The organism is Pseudomonas sp. FW300-N2F2, assembly GCF_017351655.1.
In the GTDB taxonomy this organism is placed as follows: Bacteria; Pseudomonadota; Gammaproteobacteria; order Pseudomonadales; family Pseudomonadaceae; genus Aquipseudomonas; species Aquipseudomonas fluorescens_AA.
This window is the reverse complement of the sequence record NZ_JACNDQ010000003.1, coordinates 675,381-690,698: the sequence shown is the minus strand read 5'-3', so window position 1 is coordinate 690,698 and position 15,318 is coordinate 675,381. Positions and strand designations below refer to the sequence as shown.

Below are 15,318 nucleotides of genomic sequence, written 5' to 3'. Positions count from 1 at the left end.
GAATGCTCATTTCTAAGCTTTATACAATCGAAGCAGTAGTGGTGGAGCCAAGCGGGATCGAACCGCTGACCTCCTGCGTGCAAGGCAGGCGCTCTCCCAGCTGAGCTATGGCCCCGTATTTCTACAGGCGTTTCCCACACAAAATTGGTGGGTCTGGGCAGATTCGAACTGCCGACCTCACCCTTATCAGGGGTGCGCTCTAACCAACTGAGCTACAGACCCAATTTCGGGCTGCTTCTTTCGTCTTCTTCAATGAATCAAGCAATTCGTGTGGGAGCTCATGAAGCAGCTGCGGTCGTCGATTAAGGAGGTGATCCAGCCGCAGGTTCCCCTACGGCTACCTTGTTACGACTTCACCCCAGTCATGAATCACACCGTGGTAACCGTCCCCCCGAAGGTTAGACTAGCTACTTCTGGTGCAACCCACTCCCATGGTGTGACGGGCGGTGTGTACAAGGCCCGGGAACGTATTCACCGCGACATTCTGATTCGCGATTACTAGCGATTCCGACTTCACGCAGTCGAGTTGCAGACTGCGATCCGGACTACGATCGGTTTTGTGGGATTAGCTCCACCTCGCGGCTTGGCAACCCTCTGTACCGACCATTGTAGCACGTGTGTAGCCCAGGCCGTAAGGGCCATGATGACTTGACGTCATCCCCACCTTCCTCCGGTTTGTCACCGGCAGTCTCCTTAGAGTGCCCACCATAACGTGCTGGTAACTAAGGACAAGGGTTGCGCTCGTTACGGGACTTAACCCAACATCTCACGACACGAGCTGACGACAGCCATGCAGCACCTGTCTCAATGTTCCCGAAGGCACCAATCCATCTCTGGAAAGTTCATTGGATGTCAAGGCCTGGTAAGGTTCTTCGCGTTGCTTCGAATTAAACCACATGCTCCACCGCTTGTGCGGGCCCCCGTCAATTCATTTGAGTTTTAACCTTGCGGCCGTACTCCCCAGGCGGTCAACTTAATGCGTTAGCTGCGCCACTAAGAGCTCAAGGCTCCCAACGGCTAGTTGACATCGTTTACGGCGTGGACTACCAGGGTATCTAATCCTGTTTGCTCCCCACGCTTTCGCACCTCAGTGTCAGTATCAGTCCAGGTGGTCGCCTTCGCCACTGGTGTTCCTTCCTATATCTACGCATTTCACCGCTACACAGGAAATTCCACCACCCTCTACCATACTCTAGCTCGACAGTTTTGAATGCAGTTCCCAGGTTGAGCCCGGGGATTTCACATCCAACTTAACGAACCACCTACGCGCGCTTTACGCCCAGTAATTCCGATTAACGCTTGCACCCTCTGTATTACCGCGGCTGCTGGCACAGAGTTAGCCGGTGCTTATTCTGTCGGTAACGTCAAAACACTAACGTATTAGGTTAATGCCCTTCCTCCCAACTTAAAGTGCTTTACAATCCGAAGACCTTCTTCACACACGCGGCATGGCTGGATCAGGCTTTCGCCCATTGTCCAATATTCCCCACTGCTGCCTCCCGTAGGAGTCTGGACCGTGTCTCAGTTCCAGTGTGACTGATCATCCTCTCAGACCAGTTACGGATCGTCGCCTTGGTGAGCCATTACCTCACCAACTAGCTAATCCGACCTAGGCTCATCTGATAGCGCAAGGCCCGAAGGTCCCCTGCTTTCTCCCGTAGGACGTATGCGGTATTAGCGTCCGTTTCCGAGCGTTATCCCCCACTACCAGGCAGATTCCTAGGCATTACTCACCCGTCCGCCGCTCTCAAGAGGTGCAAGCACCTCTCTACCGCTCGACTTGCATGTGTTAGGCCTGCCGCCAGCGTTCAATCTGAGCCATGATCAAACTCTTCAGTTCAAACATCTTTGGGTTTTGAGAAAACCCTAAACTTGGCTCAGCAATCGTTGGTTACATCTTTGATTTCTCGCGGAGTAACTTGTGATGCTGATAATCTGTTGACTAGCAGTCTGACTCCACAAGCACCCACACGAATTGCTTGATTCAGTTGTTAAAGAGCGGTTGGCTGAGTCTTTCGTCTCAACCGAGGCGCGCATTCTACAGCGCCCCGTGCATCTGTCAAGCGGTTATTTTCAGAAGTTTTCAAAGTTTCGCTTCCGAAACATCAACAACTTCAACCACTTGCGCTTCCGATCTCTCGTTAGCGGGAGGCGAATTCTACAGCGTTACTCGCTGCTGTCAACACCTCTTTTTCACCGCTTTCGACCGAGAAGATCGAACCGCTGATAGAGCCAAACAACACCGCTCTACCTGCTCCTTCCGGACTTCGATGAACTGAAGCCCCGCACCTTCGAAACCTACTTAACTCGTTGAATCTCAAGGAGTTTTACGTTTCGACTGCGCCGGAAGTGGGGCGAATTATAGACGTCCAGAATTTGCCGTCAACACCTATTTTCACAATTCTGTCACATCAGTCAAAAAGCCCCGGAAATACAGAGGCCGGCGCCAAGGGCGCCGGCCTCTTCACTGACTGACTACAAGCTGGGGAACGCGAACTGTGAAGCCTCATGGCTAGCACGCTGCGGCCAGCGCTGGGTAATCGCCTTGCGACGGGTATAGAAACGTACGCCGTCCGGGCCATAGGCGTGCAGGTCGCCGAACAGCGAACGCTTCCAACCGCCAAAGCTGTGATAGGCCACAGGCACGGGCAATGGAACGTTGACCCCCACCATGCCGACTTCGATCTCGTCGCAGAACAACCGCGCCGCCTCGCCATCGCGGGTGAAGATGCAGGTACCGTTGCCATACTCGTGATCATTGATCAGTTGCATCGCCTCTTCCAGGCTGTTGACCCGGACGATGCACAGCACCGGCCCAAAGATCTCTTCCTTATAGATGCGCATCTCGGGGGTCACACGATCGAACAGGCAGCCACCGAGGAAGAAGCCCTCCTCATGCCCAGCCACACTCAAGCCGCGACCATCGACAATCAGTGAGGCACCCGCCGTCACACCTTCTTCTATATAGCCACTGACCTTGTCCCGGTGCTGACCGGTCACCAACGGCCCCATGTCCAGCCCGCAAGACGTGCCGGCGCCGATCTTCAGCGCCTTGATCTGCGGCACCAGCTTGGACACCAGTGCATCCGCCACCTGGTCGCCGACACACACTGCCACCGAAATCGCCATGCAACGCTCGCCGCACGAACCGTACGCCGCGCCCATCAGCGCGCTGACGGCATTGTCCAGGTCGGCATCCGGCATCAGCACCGCATGGTTCTTCGCCCCACCCAGTGCCTGGACGCGCTTGCCACGTCGAGTGCCCTCGGCATAGATGTATTCGGCAATCGGCGTCGAACCGACAAAACTCAGCGCCTTCACTTCCGGCGCTTCGATCAGCGCATCCACCGCGGCCTTGTCGCCATGGACCACGCTCAAGACGCCTTTGGGCAAACCGGCTTCCAACAGCAACTGGGCGATCAGCAACGTCGAACTCGGGTCGCGCTCGGACGGTTTGAGAATGAAGCAGTTACCGCAGACGATCGCCAGCGGATACATCCACAGCGGAACCATCGCCGGGAAGTTGAACGGTGTGATGCCCGCCACCACGCCCAAGGGTTGAAAGTCTGACCAGGCGTCGATGTTCGGTCCTACGTTACGGCTGTATTCGCCTTTCAGGATTTCAGGTGCTGCACAGGCAAACTCGACGTTCTCGATGCCGCGCTTGAGTTCACCGGCCGCGTCTTCCAAGGTCTTGCCGTGTTCTTCGCTGATCAACTGGGCGATACGCGCCTCGTTTTGCTCCAGCAATTGCTTGAAACGGAACATGACCTGCGCACGCTTGGCCGCCGGCGTATTGCGCCAGGCCGGGAAAGCCGCCTTGGCGGCGTCGATAGCCTGCTGGATGGTCGCGCGATCAGCCAACGGCACCTTATGGATGGCCTGGCCAGTGGACGGGTTGAACACATCGGCGGTGCGAGCACTGTCGCTCAGCAGTTCGCCATTGATCAAATGCGGGATGAGGCTCATGGGGGACTCCGGAATTATCCACAGGCGCCCGTGACCGGACGCCCGTTATCGAAAGCTATAGAGAAGGACGCATCAGTCGAGCTTGTTCAGCACTTCACCGACCGCGTCGAACAGGCGATCCAGGTCCTGCGGCTTGCTGTTGAACGTAGGCCCGAATTGCAGGGTGTCGCCGCCGAAGCGCACATAGAACCCGGCTTTCCACAACGCCATGCCAGCCTCGAACGGACGCACGATGGCATCGCCATCGCGCCCGGCGATCTGGATCGCGCCGGCCAGGCCATAGTTGCGAATGTCGATGACGTTCTTCGCGCCCTTCAAACCGTGCAATGCATTCTCGAAATGCGGGGCGATCTCGGCCACGCTCTGCACCAGGTTTTCCTTTTGCAGCAGGTCCAGCGCCGCCAGACCAGCCGCGCAAGCCACCGGATGCGCCGAGTAGGTGTAGCCGTGGGGGAATTCCACCGCGTACTCAGGCGTCGGCTGGTTCATGAACGTCTGGTAGATCTCGCTGCTGGCAATCACCGCGCCCATGGGGATCGCGCCATTGGTGACTTGCTTGGCGATGCACATCAGGTCCGGGGTCACGCCAAAGCTGTCGGCACCGAACATCGAACCGGTGCGACCGAAACCGGTGATCACTTCGTCGAACACCAAGAGAATGCTGTGCTGGTCGCAGATTTCCCGCAGGCGCTTGAGGTACCCCTCAGGCGGCACCAGCACCCCGGCCGACCCCGCCATCGGTTCGACGAACACTGCGGCAATGTTGGATGCATCGTGCAGTTCGATCAGCTTCAGCAGTTCATCGGCCAAGGCGATGCCGCCTTCTTTCGGCATGCCACGGGAATAGGCGTTGCTGGCCAGCAAGGTGTGGGGCAGGTGATCGACATCCATCATCGCCTGGCCGAACAACTTGCGGTTGCCGCTGACACCGCCGAGGCTAGTGCCGGCGATGTTCACCCCGTGATAGCCACGGGCACGGCCGATCATCTTGGTCTTGGTCGCCTGACCCTTGAGACGCCAGTAGGCGCGGACCATCTTCACCGCGGTATCGGCGCACTCGGAGCCGGAATCGGTGAAGAACACGTGATTGAGATTGCCCGGGGTCAGGCTGGTGATTTTCTCCGCCAACTGGAACGACAGCGGATGACCGTACTGGAACCCCGGCGAGTAATCGAGGGTGCCCAGTTGCTTGGCGACCGCTTCCTGGATTTCCTTGCGGGTGTGCCCGGCGCCGCATGTCCACAGCCCCGACAGCGAGTCGTACACCTTGCGCCCCTTGTCATCCACCAACCAACTGCCTTCGGCGGCGACGATCAGGCGCGGATCGCGCTGGAAATTACGGTTGGCGGTGTAAGGCATCCAGTGGGCATCGAGCTTGAGCTGGCTGGCCAGGGAACCGGCAGCGTGTTCGGGCATGTTCATCGACAAAAACCTCGCAGGTCATAAGCGACAGGGAATCGAAAGCGTTCTTGCAGCTAAGTTGCCACGGCGATAAAGTCGATGAAATGCAACTTTTGTAACCTTCAGTCGGCGGATCACTAAACTATGAGCGCGCGTCGTCCCGATCCACTGGCCCAGGTCAGCGACTTTGATATTCGCCTGCTGCGCATTTTTCGCAGCGTCGTGGAATGTGGTGGGTTTTCCGCCGCGGAAACCGTGCTGGGCATCGGCCGCTCGGCCATCAGCCAGCAGATGAGCGACCTCGAACAGCGCCTCGGTTTGCGTCTGTGCCAACGCGGGCGCGCGGGGTTTTCCCTGACCGAGGAAGGCCGCGAGGTGTATCAGTCGGCGTTGCAGCTATTGAGCGCACTGGAAAGTTTTCGCACTGAGGTCAACGGCCTGCACCAGCACTTGCGCGGTGAGTTGACCATCGGCCTGACCGACAATCTGGTCACCCTGCCCCACATGCGCATCACCCACGCCCTGGCGCAATTGAAAGAGCGCGGGCCCGACGTGCAGATCCAGATTCGCATGATCGCCCCCAACGAAGTCGAGCAAGGCGTGCTCGACGGGCGCTTGCATGTCGGCGTGGTCCCCCAGGCCAGTGCCCTGTCCGGGCTGGAATATCAACCGCTGTACAGTGAGCGGTCGCTGCTGTACTGCGCGGTCGGGCATCCGCTGTTTTATGTCGATGACCAACAGCTTGAAGACGCTCGCCTCAATAGCCAGGACGCCATCGCACCGACCTTCCGCCTGCCAGCCGAGATCCAGGCCCACTACCAGGCGCTCAATTGCACCGCGAGTGCATCGGACCGTGAAGGCATGGCGTTCCTGATTCTCACCGGACGCTACATCGGTTACCTGCCTGATCACTACGCCAACCTCTGGGTCCAGCAAGGTCGGTTGCGGGCCTTGAAACCCGCGGCACGGTTCTATGACCTGAGCCTGGCGTCGGTGACGCGCAAGGGTCGCCGGCCTCATCTGGTGCTGGAGAGTTTCCTCGAGAGCCTGGCGGCAACCCGCTGATATCCTCAGCCCCCCCGTGGGAGCGAGCTTGCTCGCGATAGCGATAGATCATTCACATTACCGCTGACTGACCAACCGCTATCGCGAGCAAGCTCGCTCCCACAGATGTTTAGCCGGGTTTTAGTGTGATGGCACTTGTCGGATTGATGCCGGTGCGCTATCAACGCATTTGCTTGCCCACAGACCCAGCCCGGAAACGCCCATGACCTTTGAAGTCCCAGCCCACAGTGGCAAGCCCACCAGTCGCATTCGTCAAAAGAATGAAGAGACGATCCTCAAGGCTGCCGAAGATGAATTCGCTCGCCACGGGTACAAAGGCACCAGCATGAATGCCATCGCCCTCAAGGCTGGGCTGCCCAAGGCGAACCTGCATTATTACTTCACCAATAAACTCGGCTTGTACGTGGCGGTACTGAGCAACATCATCGAATTGTGGGACAGCACCTTCAATACCCTCACCGCCGAGGATGATCCGGCCGAAGCCTTGACCCGCTATATCCGCGCCAAAATGGAGTTCTCTCGTCGCCAGCCCCAGGCATCGCGGTTGTTTGCCATGGAAGTGATCAGCGGTGGCGAATGCCTGACCGAGTATTTCAACCAGGATTATCGCGCCTGGTTCAATGGTCGTGCGGCCGTGTTCCAGGCCTGGATCGACGCCGGCAAGATGGACCCGATCGATCCGGTGCACCTTATTTTCCTGTTGTGGGGCAGCACCCAGCATTACGCCGACTTCGCCACCCAGATCTGTCGCGTGACCGGTCGCAGCAAGTTGACCAAGCAAGACATGATCGACGCGGGTGACAACCTGATCCGCATCATTCTCAAGGGCTGCGGCCTGACACCCACTCTTTAAGATCGCCATGCCCTTTACCCTTGCCGGTTTTTGCGAGTACCGCGAAGAAATTCGCAAAAGCCGCTTCATCACCTTCGCCGCGCCCATCACAAGCCCCGCCGATGCCCAAGCGTTCATCGAACAGCACAGCGACCTGGATGCCACGCACAATTGCTGGGCCTGGAAACTCGGCGACCAATACCGCAGCAACGACGATGGCGAACCAGGTGGCACCGCCGGGCGGCCGATCCTGGCCGCGATCGAAGCCCAGGCCTGCGATCAAGTCGTGGTGCTGGTGATTCGCTGGTACGGCGGGATTCAACTGGGCACGGGTGGGCTCGCCCGGGCATACGGCGGCGGTGCGAACAAATGCCTGCAAAACGCCGAAAAAATCGAACTGATCAGCCGTGTGCCGCTGCACTGTAGCTGCGGGTTCGCCGAACTGCCCCTGGTGAAACTGCGCGTCGCCGAGTGCGGCGGGCTGGTGAATGAAGAACGCTTCACCGCCAATGGCGTAGACCTGCAATTGGCCGTGGGTGAAGCTCACATCGAAACCTTGCAAGCGCAACTGGCCGGCCTGAGCCGTGGCCGGATCCTGTTGGAGCGTTGAGTTCGCAGGCTTGCGACCTTTCAGAGCATCGCGCAATCGTTCAACTTGCCCACATCCACTGTGCACCCGACTGTGGATAACCTGAGCACATTTCTCTGTAACCCTTCTGTCATGCGGGTTTCAGAGGGTTGCTCATTTTTCGTCCAAAGTCCTGCCCAATCGACAAATCCGTCTGCAAAACAAATGCTTGCAGGGGTTTATCACCTTTAGAAGAAAGCCTCGCAGTGCTTATGCCCGACTGGCCAGATTGCACACAATAACTGTGGAGCAACCTGTGGATAACCCGTTCATGGCTCCTCCCGCCCCAAGAAGATCAGGGCTCGCGGTCGCTTGTTCAATTTTTAACCACCCATTTCAGGGCAAACCGATGCCTGCATAAAACGTGCGCGCTCCAACCCGGTGCAGAATTTTCCTGTTGCAGGTATCCAGGCCATACGCAGAGGGCCTTGGCGGCGGGGCCAAGGTATTTTCCTGACCTTATGGCCAGGAAATTGCTTTATCCACAGGCATTCCTGTCCATCGGCACGAGCCTGTCATGTCCAACCCCGACTCCATCGCGCGCCTGCAACTGCGCAAGATCAGCAAACGCTACCCCGGTTGCCTGGCCAACGACGCCATCGACCTGAGCATCCAGCCCGGCGAAATCCACGCCCTGCTCGGCGAAAACGGTGCGGGCAAAAGCACCCTGATGAAGATTATCTACGGCGTCACCCCTGCCGATTCGGGTGAAGTGATCTGGCAAGGCCAACGCGTCAACCTGCGTAATCCGGCCCAGGCTCGCAGCCTGGGCATCGGCATGGTGTTCCAGCATTTCTCGCTGTTCGAAACCCTCACCGTTGCGCAGAACATTGCCCTGGCAATGGGCGCTACGGCCGGTTCGCCAGCACAGCTGGAACCCCGGATTCGCGAAGTGTCCCGACGCTACGGCATGGCGCTGGAACCGCAGCGGCTGGTTCACAGCCTGTCGATTGGCGAGCGCCAGCGGGTAGAGATCATTCGCTGCCTGATGCAGGACATTCGTTTGTTGATTCTTGATGAGCCGACCTCGGTGCTCACGCCCGTGGAAGCCGAAGAGCTGTTCGTGACCCTGCGCCGCCTGGCGAGCGAGGGCTGCAGCATTTTGTTTATCAGCCACAAGCTCGGAGAGGTGCGAGCCTTGTGCCACAGCGCCACGGTACTGCGGGGCGGGCGCGTTTCGGGGCATTGCACCCCGGCGCACTGCTCGGACCGGGAGCTGGCACAACTGATGGTCGGCGAAGCGGCCGGACTGATCACGGACTACCCCAAGGTCAGCGCAGACAAAGCCTTCCTGCAAATCGACAAGCTGTCCTGGCACAACCCGGACCCGTTCGGCTGCTCGCTGAGGGATATTGATCTTGAAGTCTGCAGCGGCGAAATCGTCGGCATCGCCGGGGTGGCGGGCAACGGCCAGGATGAATGGCTGGCGTTGCTCAGCGGAGAAACGCAGCTTCCCCGCCAGCAAGGCGAAACGATCCGATTCGCCGGTCAACCCGTCGCGCACCTGCGCCCCGATGCCCGTCGTCGACTCGGCCTGGCATTTGTCCCCGCCGAACGCCTGGGCCACGGCGCCGTGCCGCAATTGAGCCTGGCGGATAACGCCTTGCTCAGCGCTTTCCAACAGGGCCTGGTCAGTCATGGGCTGATTCGACGCCGTCAGGTCGAACACCTGGCCGAGGAAATCATCCGTCGCTTTGGCGTGAAGACACCTGACACCCGAACCCCGGCACGCAGTCTTTCGGGGGGCAACTTGCAGAAATTCATTCTTGGCCGGGAAATCCTCCAACAGCCAAAACTGCTGGTGGCCGCGCACCCGACCTGGGGCGTGGACGTCGGGGCGGCGGCGACCATCCATCGCGCCCTGATCGCCCTGCGCGATGCGGGCGCGGCCATTCTGGTGATCTCCGAAGACCTCGACGAACTGTTCCAGATCAGCGACCGCCTCGGCGCCTTGTGCGGCGGGCGCCTGTCAGCCTTGCGCCCCACGGGCGAGACCCGGCTCAGCGACGTCGGCGGCTGGATGGCCGGCCAGTTCGACGCCCCTCAATCCCCTGCCCCCGCGCCGGTATAACGGAGTTCCACATGCTGCTTTCTCTCGAACCCCGCGGCCAGCAATCGCGCCTGATGCTCTGGTGCTCGCCGCTACTGGCCGCCGTGTTGACCCTGGGCTGCGGCTCGCTGCTGTTCATCACCCTGGGGCATGACCCGTTGCAAACGCTGTACACCCTGTTGATCGCCCCGATCAGCGACCTGTACGGCGTGTCCGAGTGGCTGGTCAAGACCTTGCCGATCCTGCTCTGCGCCCTCGGTCTGGCAGTGGCCTATCAGGCGCGGATCTGGAACATCGGCGCCGAAGGCCAACTGCTGCTGGGCGCCCTGGCCGGCAGTGCCTTGGCGGTGAACATCATCGGCGTGCAAAGCCGCTGGGCATTGGTGCTGATCCTACTGACCGGCACCCTGGCAGGGGCGGCTTGGGCCGGACTCACGGCGTGGCTGCGCACGCGTTTCAATGCCAACGAAATCCTGACCAGCATCATGCTCAATTACATCGCCCTGAACCTGCTGCTGTTTTGCGTTCACGGGCCGTTGAAAGACCCGGCGGGTTTCAACTTCCCCGAGTCGGCGATGTTCGGCGAGGCCAGTCGCCTGCCATTGCTGCTGGAGGATGGCCGGGTCCATGCCGGGCTGTATTTCGCCCTGCTGGCGTTGGTGGCGGTGTGGGTCTTGCTGCAGAAAAGCTTCGTCGGTTTTCAGATCAAGGTACTGGGCCTCGACGCCCGCGCCGCCGGTTTCGCCGGCTTTCGCCAGAAGCCGCTGGTGTGGCTGGCGCTGTTGATCAGCGGTGCGCTGGCCGGGCTGGCCGGCGTCTGCGAAGTGACCGGGCCGATCGGCCAACTGGTGCCGCAGGTGTCGCCGGGCTACGGCTATGCGGCGATTACCGTGGCATTCCTGGGACGGCTCAATCCCATCGGCATTCTGTTTGCCAGCCTGTTGATGGCGCTGCTGTACATCGGCGGCGAGAGCGCGCAGATGTCGTTGAACCTGCCCCAGGCGATCACTCAGTTGTTCCAGGGGATGATGCTGTTTTTCCTGTTGGCCTGCGACGTGCTGATCCTCTACCGGCCACGCCTGAACCTGCGCTGGACCCGGCGCGCCCGAACCACTGCGGTACAGGCAGGAGCCCTGTGATGGATATCGACCTGTTGAGCAATATTTTCTACGCCATGGTCCGCTGCGGCACACCCCTGCTGCTGGTGGCCCTGGGTGAATTGGTCTGCGAAAAAAGCGGCGTCCTCAACCTGGGCCAGGAAGGCATGATGCTGTTCGGCGCGGTGATCGGTTTTATCGTCGCGTTCAACAGCGGCAACCTCTGGCTCGGCGTGCTGCTGGCGATGGCCGCCGGGATGCTGTTGTCGGCATTGTTCGCGCTGGTGGCACTGGTGTTCAACGCCAATCAGGTGGCCACCGGGCTGGCGCTGACGATTTTCGGGGTGGGCCTGTCGAGCTTTGTCGGCGCGGCCTGGGTCGGCAAACCGCTGGCGGGATTCGAGCCGCTGGCCATTCCCTACCTGAGTGACATCCCGCTGATCGGGCGGATGCTGTTTGCCCAGGATCTCCTGGTTTACCTGTCCTTCGCACTGTTTGCGCTGGTAGCGTGGGTGCTCATGAAAAGCCGCACCGGATTGATCATCCAGGCCGTCGGCGAGAACCCCGATGCCGCCAGCGCCATGGGCCTGCCGGTGTTGCGGGTGCGGACCCTGGCGGTATTGTTTGGCGGCGCCATGGCCGGGTTGGCCGGCGCCTATCTGTCGTTGGCCTACACGCCGATGTGGGCCGAGAACATGAGCGCCGGCCGTGGCTGGATCGCCCTGGCCCTGGTGGTATTCGCCAGTTGGCGAGTGTGGCGCCTGCTGTTGGGTGCCTACCTGTTCGGTCTCGCCAGCATCCTGCACCTGGTGGCCCAGGGCTTGGGGCTGGCGATTCCATCGAGTCTGCTGGCGATGCTGCCCTACGCCGCGACCATCGTGGTGCTGGTGCTGCTGTCCCGGGATGCCGTGCGCACCCGGCTGTATGCGCCGGTGTCACTGGGGCAGCCTTGGCAGGCGGGGCATTGAGATAGACCGCGGCGCACCTATCGCGAGCAAGCTCGCTCCCACACTAGACCAGGTGAACACTGAGTTCAGTGTTTGACTCAGGCCCCCTGTGGGAGCGAACTTGCTCGCGATGAGGCCCGAACAGGCAACACCTGAACCACGCCCCACACCACCTCCAAAAACAGGAAAACCCACAACACCGCACTGGCCCCATGAAGCAGCGCATACAGCAGCCAGGCCGCAAACAGAAACCGCCCCACCGCGTCATACCGTCCGTACAGCGGTTGCGGATCACGAATGCGCAGCACCGCCCACACGCAGACAATCGAGCCCAGCAAATTCACCATCAGCATATGTGCCGGCGCAAACGGCGGCAATTCTCCTGGCAGGTCAAATAGCTGAGTCAGGCTCATCAACACACCATGCAACGCCGCAAAGCTCCACGGCGTGGCCAGCACGGCCGACACGATAAGGTCGTACCAGGCGCTGCCGCGCACCACCTGGCGATATTGCATCGAACTCCACATACACGTTGCTCCAGATAATTGGGGAGCGAAAAGGCTAAAGCCTGGGGTATGCTCCAAGGTCAAGCCCTCCGGAGTTGTCCATGCGTATCGGTGAATTAGCCCAAGCCTGCGCCGTCAGTCGAGACACGTTGCGCTTCTATGAACAGCGGGGCCTGATCGCGGCAACGCGCAGTGCCAATGGCTATCGCGACTACCCCGCCGACGTGGTCCAACTGGTGCTCTATATCAAGACCGCCCAGCGCCTGGGCTTTACCCTGGGCGAGATCGGCGCCAGCGTCGCTGCCCTGTGGAACGCCCCCGACCCCGACTGCGCGGTAACGCAATTGCTGCAAGATAAACTGAACCTGATCGAAACCCGCATGACCGAACTCGACGCGTTGCGTCACGAGCTGAAACAACGGCTCGGGCAACGTTGTCCATTAAACCCGTGACCTTTTTCTTTCCAGGATGCCCCTCATGACTTCGGCAAGAAACGCATTGATCATCGGCGCCTCCCGGGGCCTGGGCCTCGGTCTGGTGAAGACGCTGCTCAGCGATGGCTGGAACGTGACCGCCACCGTGCGCAACCCGCAGAACGCAGAAGCTTTGAAGGCGCTGGGCCCGGTGCGCATTGAAAAACTCGACATGGACGACCAGCAAGCCGTCATCGCCCTGAGCCAGCAGCTCAAGGGCGAGACCTTCGACCTGCTGTTCGTCAACGCCGGCGTCAAAGGCCCGGACAACCAGAACCCAGGCGGCGCGACGCTGGCGGAAGTCGGCCAGTTGTTCTTCACCAACGCCGTGGCGCCGATCAACCTGGCCCAGCGCTTCGTCGGCCAGATCCGCGACGGCAGCGGCGTGCTGGCGTTCATGAGTTCGGTGCTGGGCAGCGTGACCATGCCCGACGCGCCGGAACTGGCGCTGTACAAGGCCAGCAAGGCGGCGCTTAATTCCATGACCAACAGCTTCGTCAGCCAACTGGGCGAGCAGACATTGACCGTGTTGTCGCTGCACCCGGGCTGGGTCAAGACGGACATGGGCGGTGAAGGTGCGGACATCGATGTCGAGACCAGCACCCGCGGGCTGATCGACCAGGTGAATGCCTTCGCCGGCAAGGGTGGGCATCACTTCGTCAACTACAAGGGCGAAACGATTCCCTGGTAACCCCATCTTTCCTCTGTGGGAGCGAGCTTGCTCGCGATGACGGCCTCACATCCAACATGGATGTCGACTGATCTACCGCTATCGCGAGCAAGCTCGCTCCCACAGGGTTCTCGGCCTGACACTGGATCTGCGCCCGGCAACCTGAGTAAACTCCACCCTCGCCCACCCAACGGGCGCCCCTGGATCAGCAGACAGGGCATCACTGAGCTGGCTAACCTGAACCCACTTTCAGAGGAGCCGGCCATCATGCCTGCGACCCGTACCTGGTTAAAAAATCCCCTCGCCATTTTCACCGCCAACGACCTCGATGCCCGTGGCGGTCTCGTCCTGCAGGACGGTGTGATCGTCGAACTGCTGAGCGCCGGCCAACAACCCGCCCAGCCCTGCGACCACATTTTCGACGCGCGCGAGCATGTGATCCTGCCGGGGTTGATCAACACCCATCATCACTTCTACCAGACCCTGACCCGCGCCTGGGCGCCAGTGGTGAACCAGCCGTTGTTCCCGTGGCTGAAGACTCTCTATCCGGTGTGGGCGCGGCTGACCCCGGAAAAACTCGCCCTGGCGAGCAAAGTGGCCTTGGCCGAGTTGCTGCTGTCGGGCTGCACCACGGCGGCCGACCACCATTACCTGTTTCCCCAAGGCCTGGAACAGGCCATCGACGTGCAAGTGCAAAGTGTCCGTGAGCTGGGCATGCGCGCGATGCTGACCCGCGGTTCCATGAGCCTGGGCGAGGCCGACGGAGGCTTGCCGCCGCAGCAGACCGTGCAGCAGGGCGAGGTGATTCTCGCCGACAGCCAGCGCTTGATCGCCGAGTACCACGAGCGCGGTGACGGCGCCCGGATCCAGATTGCCCTGGCGCCCTGCTCACCGTTTTCGGTCACGCCCGAGATCATGCAAGCCAGCGCCGAGCTGGCGGAGCGACTCGACGTACGCCTGCACACGCACCTGGCCGAGACCCTCGATGAAGAGGACTTTTGCCTGCAACGCTTCGGCCTGCGCACCGTGGATTACCTGGACAGCGTCGGCTGGCTCGGCCCCCGTACCTGGCTGGCCCACGGCATTCATTTCAACCCGGATGAAATCGCTCGTCTCGGCGCCGCCGGCACCGGCATTTGCCATTGCCCCAGTTCCAACATGCGCCTGGCCTCGGGCATCTGCCCGACCCTGGAGCTCACCGCCGCCGGCGCTCCCGTGGGCCTGGGGGTAGACGGCTCGGCGTCCAACGATGCCTCGAACATGATCCTCGAAACCCGCCAGGCGCTGTACATCCAGCGCCTGCGCTATGGCGCTCAAGCGATCACGCCGGAACGCGTACTGGGCTGGGCGACCCGGGGCTCGGCGCAACTGCTCGGGCGCAGCGATATCGGCGAGCTGGCCGTGGGCAAGCAGGCCGACCTGGCGCTGTTCAAGCTCGATGAGCTGCGTTTCTCCGGCAGCCACGACCCGATCTCGGCCCTACTGCTGTGCGGTGCAGACCGGGCGGATCGGGTGATGATCGGTGGGCAATGGCGAGTGATCGACGGGCAGGTCGAGGGGTTGGACTTGAAGGGGCTGATTGCCGATCACAGCCAGGCGGCGCGGGAATTGATCGCCGGCGCCTGATCCAACCCAAATCCCCTGTGGGAGCGAGCCTGCTCGCGATAGCGCCAGATCAGT

12 protein-coding genes, 2 tRNA genes and 1 rRNA gene are annotated in these 15,318 nt (G+C 60.6%); 9 read left to right on the top strand and 6 right to left on the bottom strand.

From position 1 onward, the window contains the following. Positions 1-39: 39 nt before the first annotated feature. From J4E63_RS23795 to J4E63_RS23775, 5 genes are all read right to left on the bottom strand, one after another. Positions 40-115, bottom strand: a tRNA-Ala gene (locus tag J4E63_RS23795). A gap of 30 nt (positions 116-145) precedes the next feature. Continuing rightward, positions 146-222 (bottom strand) — tRNA-Ile (locus tag J4E63_RS23790). Positions 223-303: 81 nt separating this feature from the next. Further along, positions 304-1,840, bottom strand: a 16S ribosomal RNA gene (locus J4E63_RS23785). A 635-nt stretch (positions 1,841-2,475) separates the two neighbouring features. After that, on the bottom strand, positions 2,476-3,969 hold the full coding sequence (locus J4E63_RS23780; protein WP_103311250.1) for a CoA-acylating methylmalonate-semialdehyde dehydrogenase: 1,494 nt from the start codon (positions 3,967-3,969) through the stop codon (positions 2,476-2,478). A 72-nt stretch (positions 3,970-4,041) separates the two neighbouring features. Further along, positions 4,042-5,391, bottom strand: coding sequence for an aspartate aminotransferase family protein (locus tag J4E63_RS23775; protein WP_060739305.1), 1,350 nt, complete (start codon positions 5,389-5,391; stop codon positions 4,042-4,044). 123 nt (positions 5,392-5,514) lie between these two features. Here J4E63_RS23775 and J4E63_RS23770 point away from each other — a divergent pair, with 123 nt between their 5' ends. From J4E63_RS23770 to J4E63_RS23745, 6 genes are all read left to right on the top strand, one after another. Further along, a complete protein-coding gene (locus J4E63_RS23770) occupies positions 5,515-6,435 on the top strand; it encodes a LysR family transcriptional regulator (RefSeq protein WP_072410356.1) in 921 nt (306 codons plus the stop codon). A 202-nt stretch (positions 6,436-6,637) separates the two neighbouring features. Then, positions 6,638-7,288 carry a TetR/AcrR family transcriptional regulator gene (locus J4E63_RS23765; RefSeq protein WP_207283527.1) on the top strand — a complete coding sequence of 217 codons (651 nt, stop codon included), beginning with the start codon at positions 6,638-6,640 and terminating at the stop codon, positions 7,286-7,288. A gap of 7 nt (positions 7,289-7,295) precedes the next feature. Beyond that, positions 7,296-7,877, top strand: a complete 582-nt coding sequence (locus tag J4E63_RS23760; RefSeq protein ID WP_060739308.1) for a YigZ family protein — start codon at positions 7,296-7,298, stop codon at positions 7,875-7,877. 535 nt (positions 7,878-8,412) lie between these two features. Next, entirely contained in the window at positions 8,413-9,966 is a 1,554-nt protein-coding gene (locus tag J4E63_RS23755; RefSeq protein WP_207283526.1) for an ABC transporter ATP-binding protein, read from the top strand. Between the two features lie 11 nt (positions 9,967-9,977). After that, positions 9,978-11,084, top strand: a complete 1,107-nt coding sequence (locus J4E63_RS23750) for an ABC transporter permease (RefSeq protein ID WP_103311284.1) — start codon at positions 9,978-9,980, stop codon at positions 11,082-11,084. Next, complete coding sequence (locus tag J4E63_RS23745; protein WP_060739311.1) at positions 11,084-12,010, top strand: ABC transporter permease; 927 nt, start codon at positions 11,084-11,086, stop codon at positions 12,008-12,010. Before J4E63_RS23750 ends, J4E63_RS23745 begins: the two co-directional genes overlap by 1 nt. A 77-nt stretch (positions 12,011-12,087) precedes the next feature. Here the strand turns inward: J4E63_RS23745 and J4E63_RS23740 are convergent, their stop codons facing one another. Next, positions 12,088-12,516: a hypothetical protein gene (locus J4E63_RS23740; RefSeq protein WP_207283800.1), complete on the bottom strand. Its 429-nt coding sequence runs from the start codon at positions 12,514-12,516 to the stop codon at positions 12,088-12,090. An 80-nt stretch (positions 12,517-12,596) separates the two neighbouring features. On the opposite strand from J4E63_RS23740, the gene J4E63_RS23735 reads away from it, so the two are divergent. The 3 genes from J4E63_RS23735 to J4E63_RS23725 all read left to right on the top strand — a co-directional run bounded on the left by J4E63_RS23735 (position 12,597) and on the right by J4E63_RS23725 (position 15,264). Beyond that, positions 12,597-12,947, top strand: coding sequence for a MerR family transcriptional regulator (locus J4E63_RS23735; RefSeq protein WP_053118143.1), 351 nt, complete (start codon positions 12,597-12,599; stop codon positions 12,945-12,947). 25 nt (positions 12,948-12,972) lie between these two features. Further along, positions 12,973-13,659 (top strand): SDR family oxidoreductase, encoded by a 687-nt coding sequence (locus J4E63_RS23730; protein WP_207283525.1) that lies wholly within the window; start codon positions 12,973-12,975, stop codon positions 13,657-13,659. Between the two features lie 246 nt (positions 13,660-13,905). Continuing rightward, positions 13,906-15,264: an 8-oxoguanine deaminase gene (locus J4E63_RS23725; RefSeq protein WP_192263696.1), complete on the top strand. Its 1,359-nt coding sequence runs from the start codon at positions 13,906-13,908 to the stop codon at positions 15,262-15,264. Positions 15,265-15,318: the final 54 nt, after the last annotated feature.

Bases quoted from the DNA above. Each gene is read 5' to 3' on its own strand.
- J4E63_RS23780 (WP_103311250.1), bottom strand. From the start codon at position 3,969: ATGAGCCTCATCCCGCATTTGATCAATGGCGAACTGCTGAGCGACAGT.
- J4E63_RS23775 (WP_060739305.1), bottom strand. From the start codon at position 5,391: ATGAACATGCCCGAACACGCTGCCGGTTCCCTGGCCAGCCAGCTCAAG.
- J4E63_RS23770 (WP_072410356.1), top strand. From the start codon at position 5,515: ATGAGCGCGCGTCGTCCCGATCCACTGGCCCAGGTCAGCGACTTTGAT.
- J4E63_RS23765 (WP_207283527.1), top strand. From the start codon at position 6,638: ATGACCTTTGAAGTCCCAGCCCACAGTGGCAAGCCCACCAGTCGCATT.
- J4E63_RS23760 (WP_060739308.1), top strand. From the start codon at position 7,296: ATGCCCTTTACCCTTGCCGGTTTTTGCGAGTACCGCGAAGAAATTCGC.
- J4E63_RS23755 (WP_207283526.1), top strand. From the start codon at position 8,413: ATGTCCAACCCCGACTCCATCGCGCGCCTGCAACTGCGCAAGATCAGC.
- J4E63_RS23750 (WP_103311284.1), top strand. From the start codon at position 9,978: ATGCTGCTTTCTCTCGAACCCCGCGGCCAGCAATCGCGCCTGATGCTC.
- J4E63_RS23745 (WP_060739311.1), top strand. From the start codon at position 11,084: ATGGATATCGACCTGTTGAGCAATATTTTCTACGCCATGGTCCGCTGC.
- J4E63_RS23740 (WP_207283800.1), bottom strand. From the start codon at position 12,516: ATGTGGAGTTCGATGCAATATCGCCAGGTGGTGCGCGGCAGCGCCTGG.
- J4E63_RS23735 (WP_053118143.1), top strand. From the start codon at position 12,597: ATGCGTATCGGTGAATTAGCCCAAGCCTGCGCCGTCAGTCGAGACACG.
- J4E63_RS23730 (WP_207283525.1), top strand. From the start codon at position 12,973: ATGACTTCGGCAAGAAACGCATTGATCATCGGCGCCTCCCGGGGCCTG.
- J4E63_RS23725 (WP_192263696.1), top strand. From the start codon at position 13,906: ATGCCTGCGACCCGTACCTGGTTAAAAAATCCCCTCGCCATTTTCACC.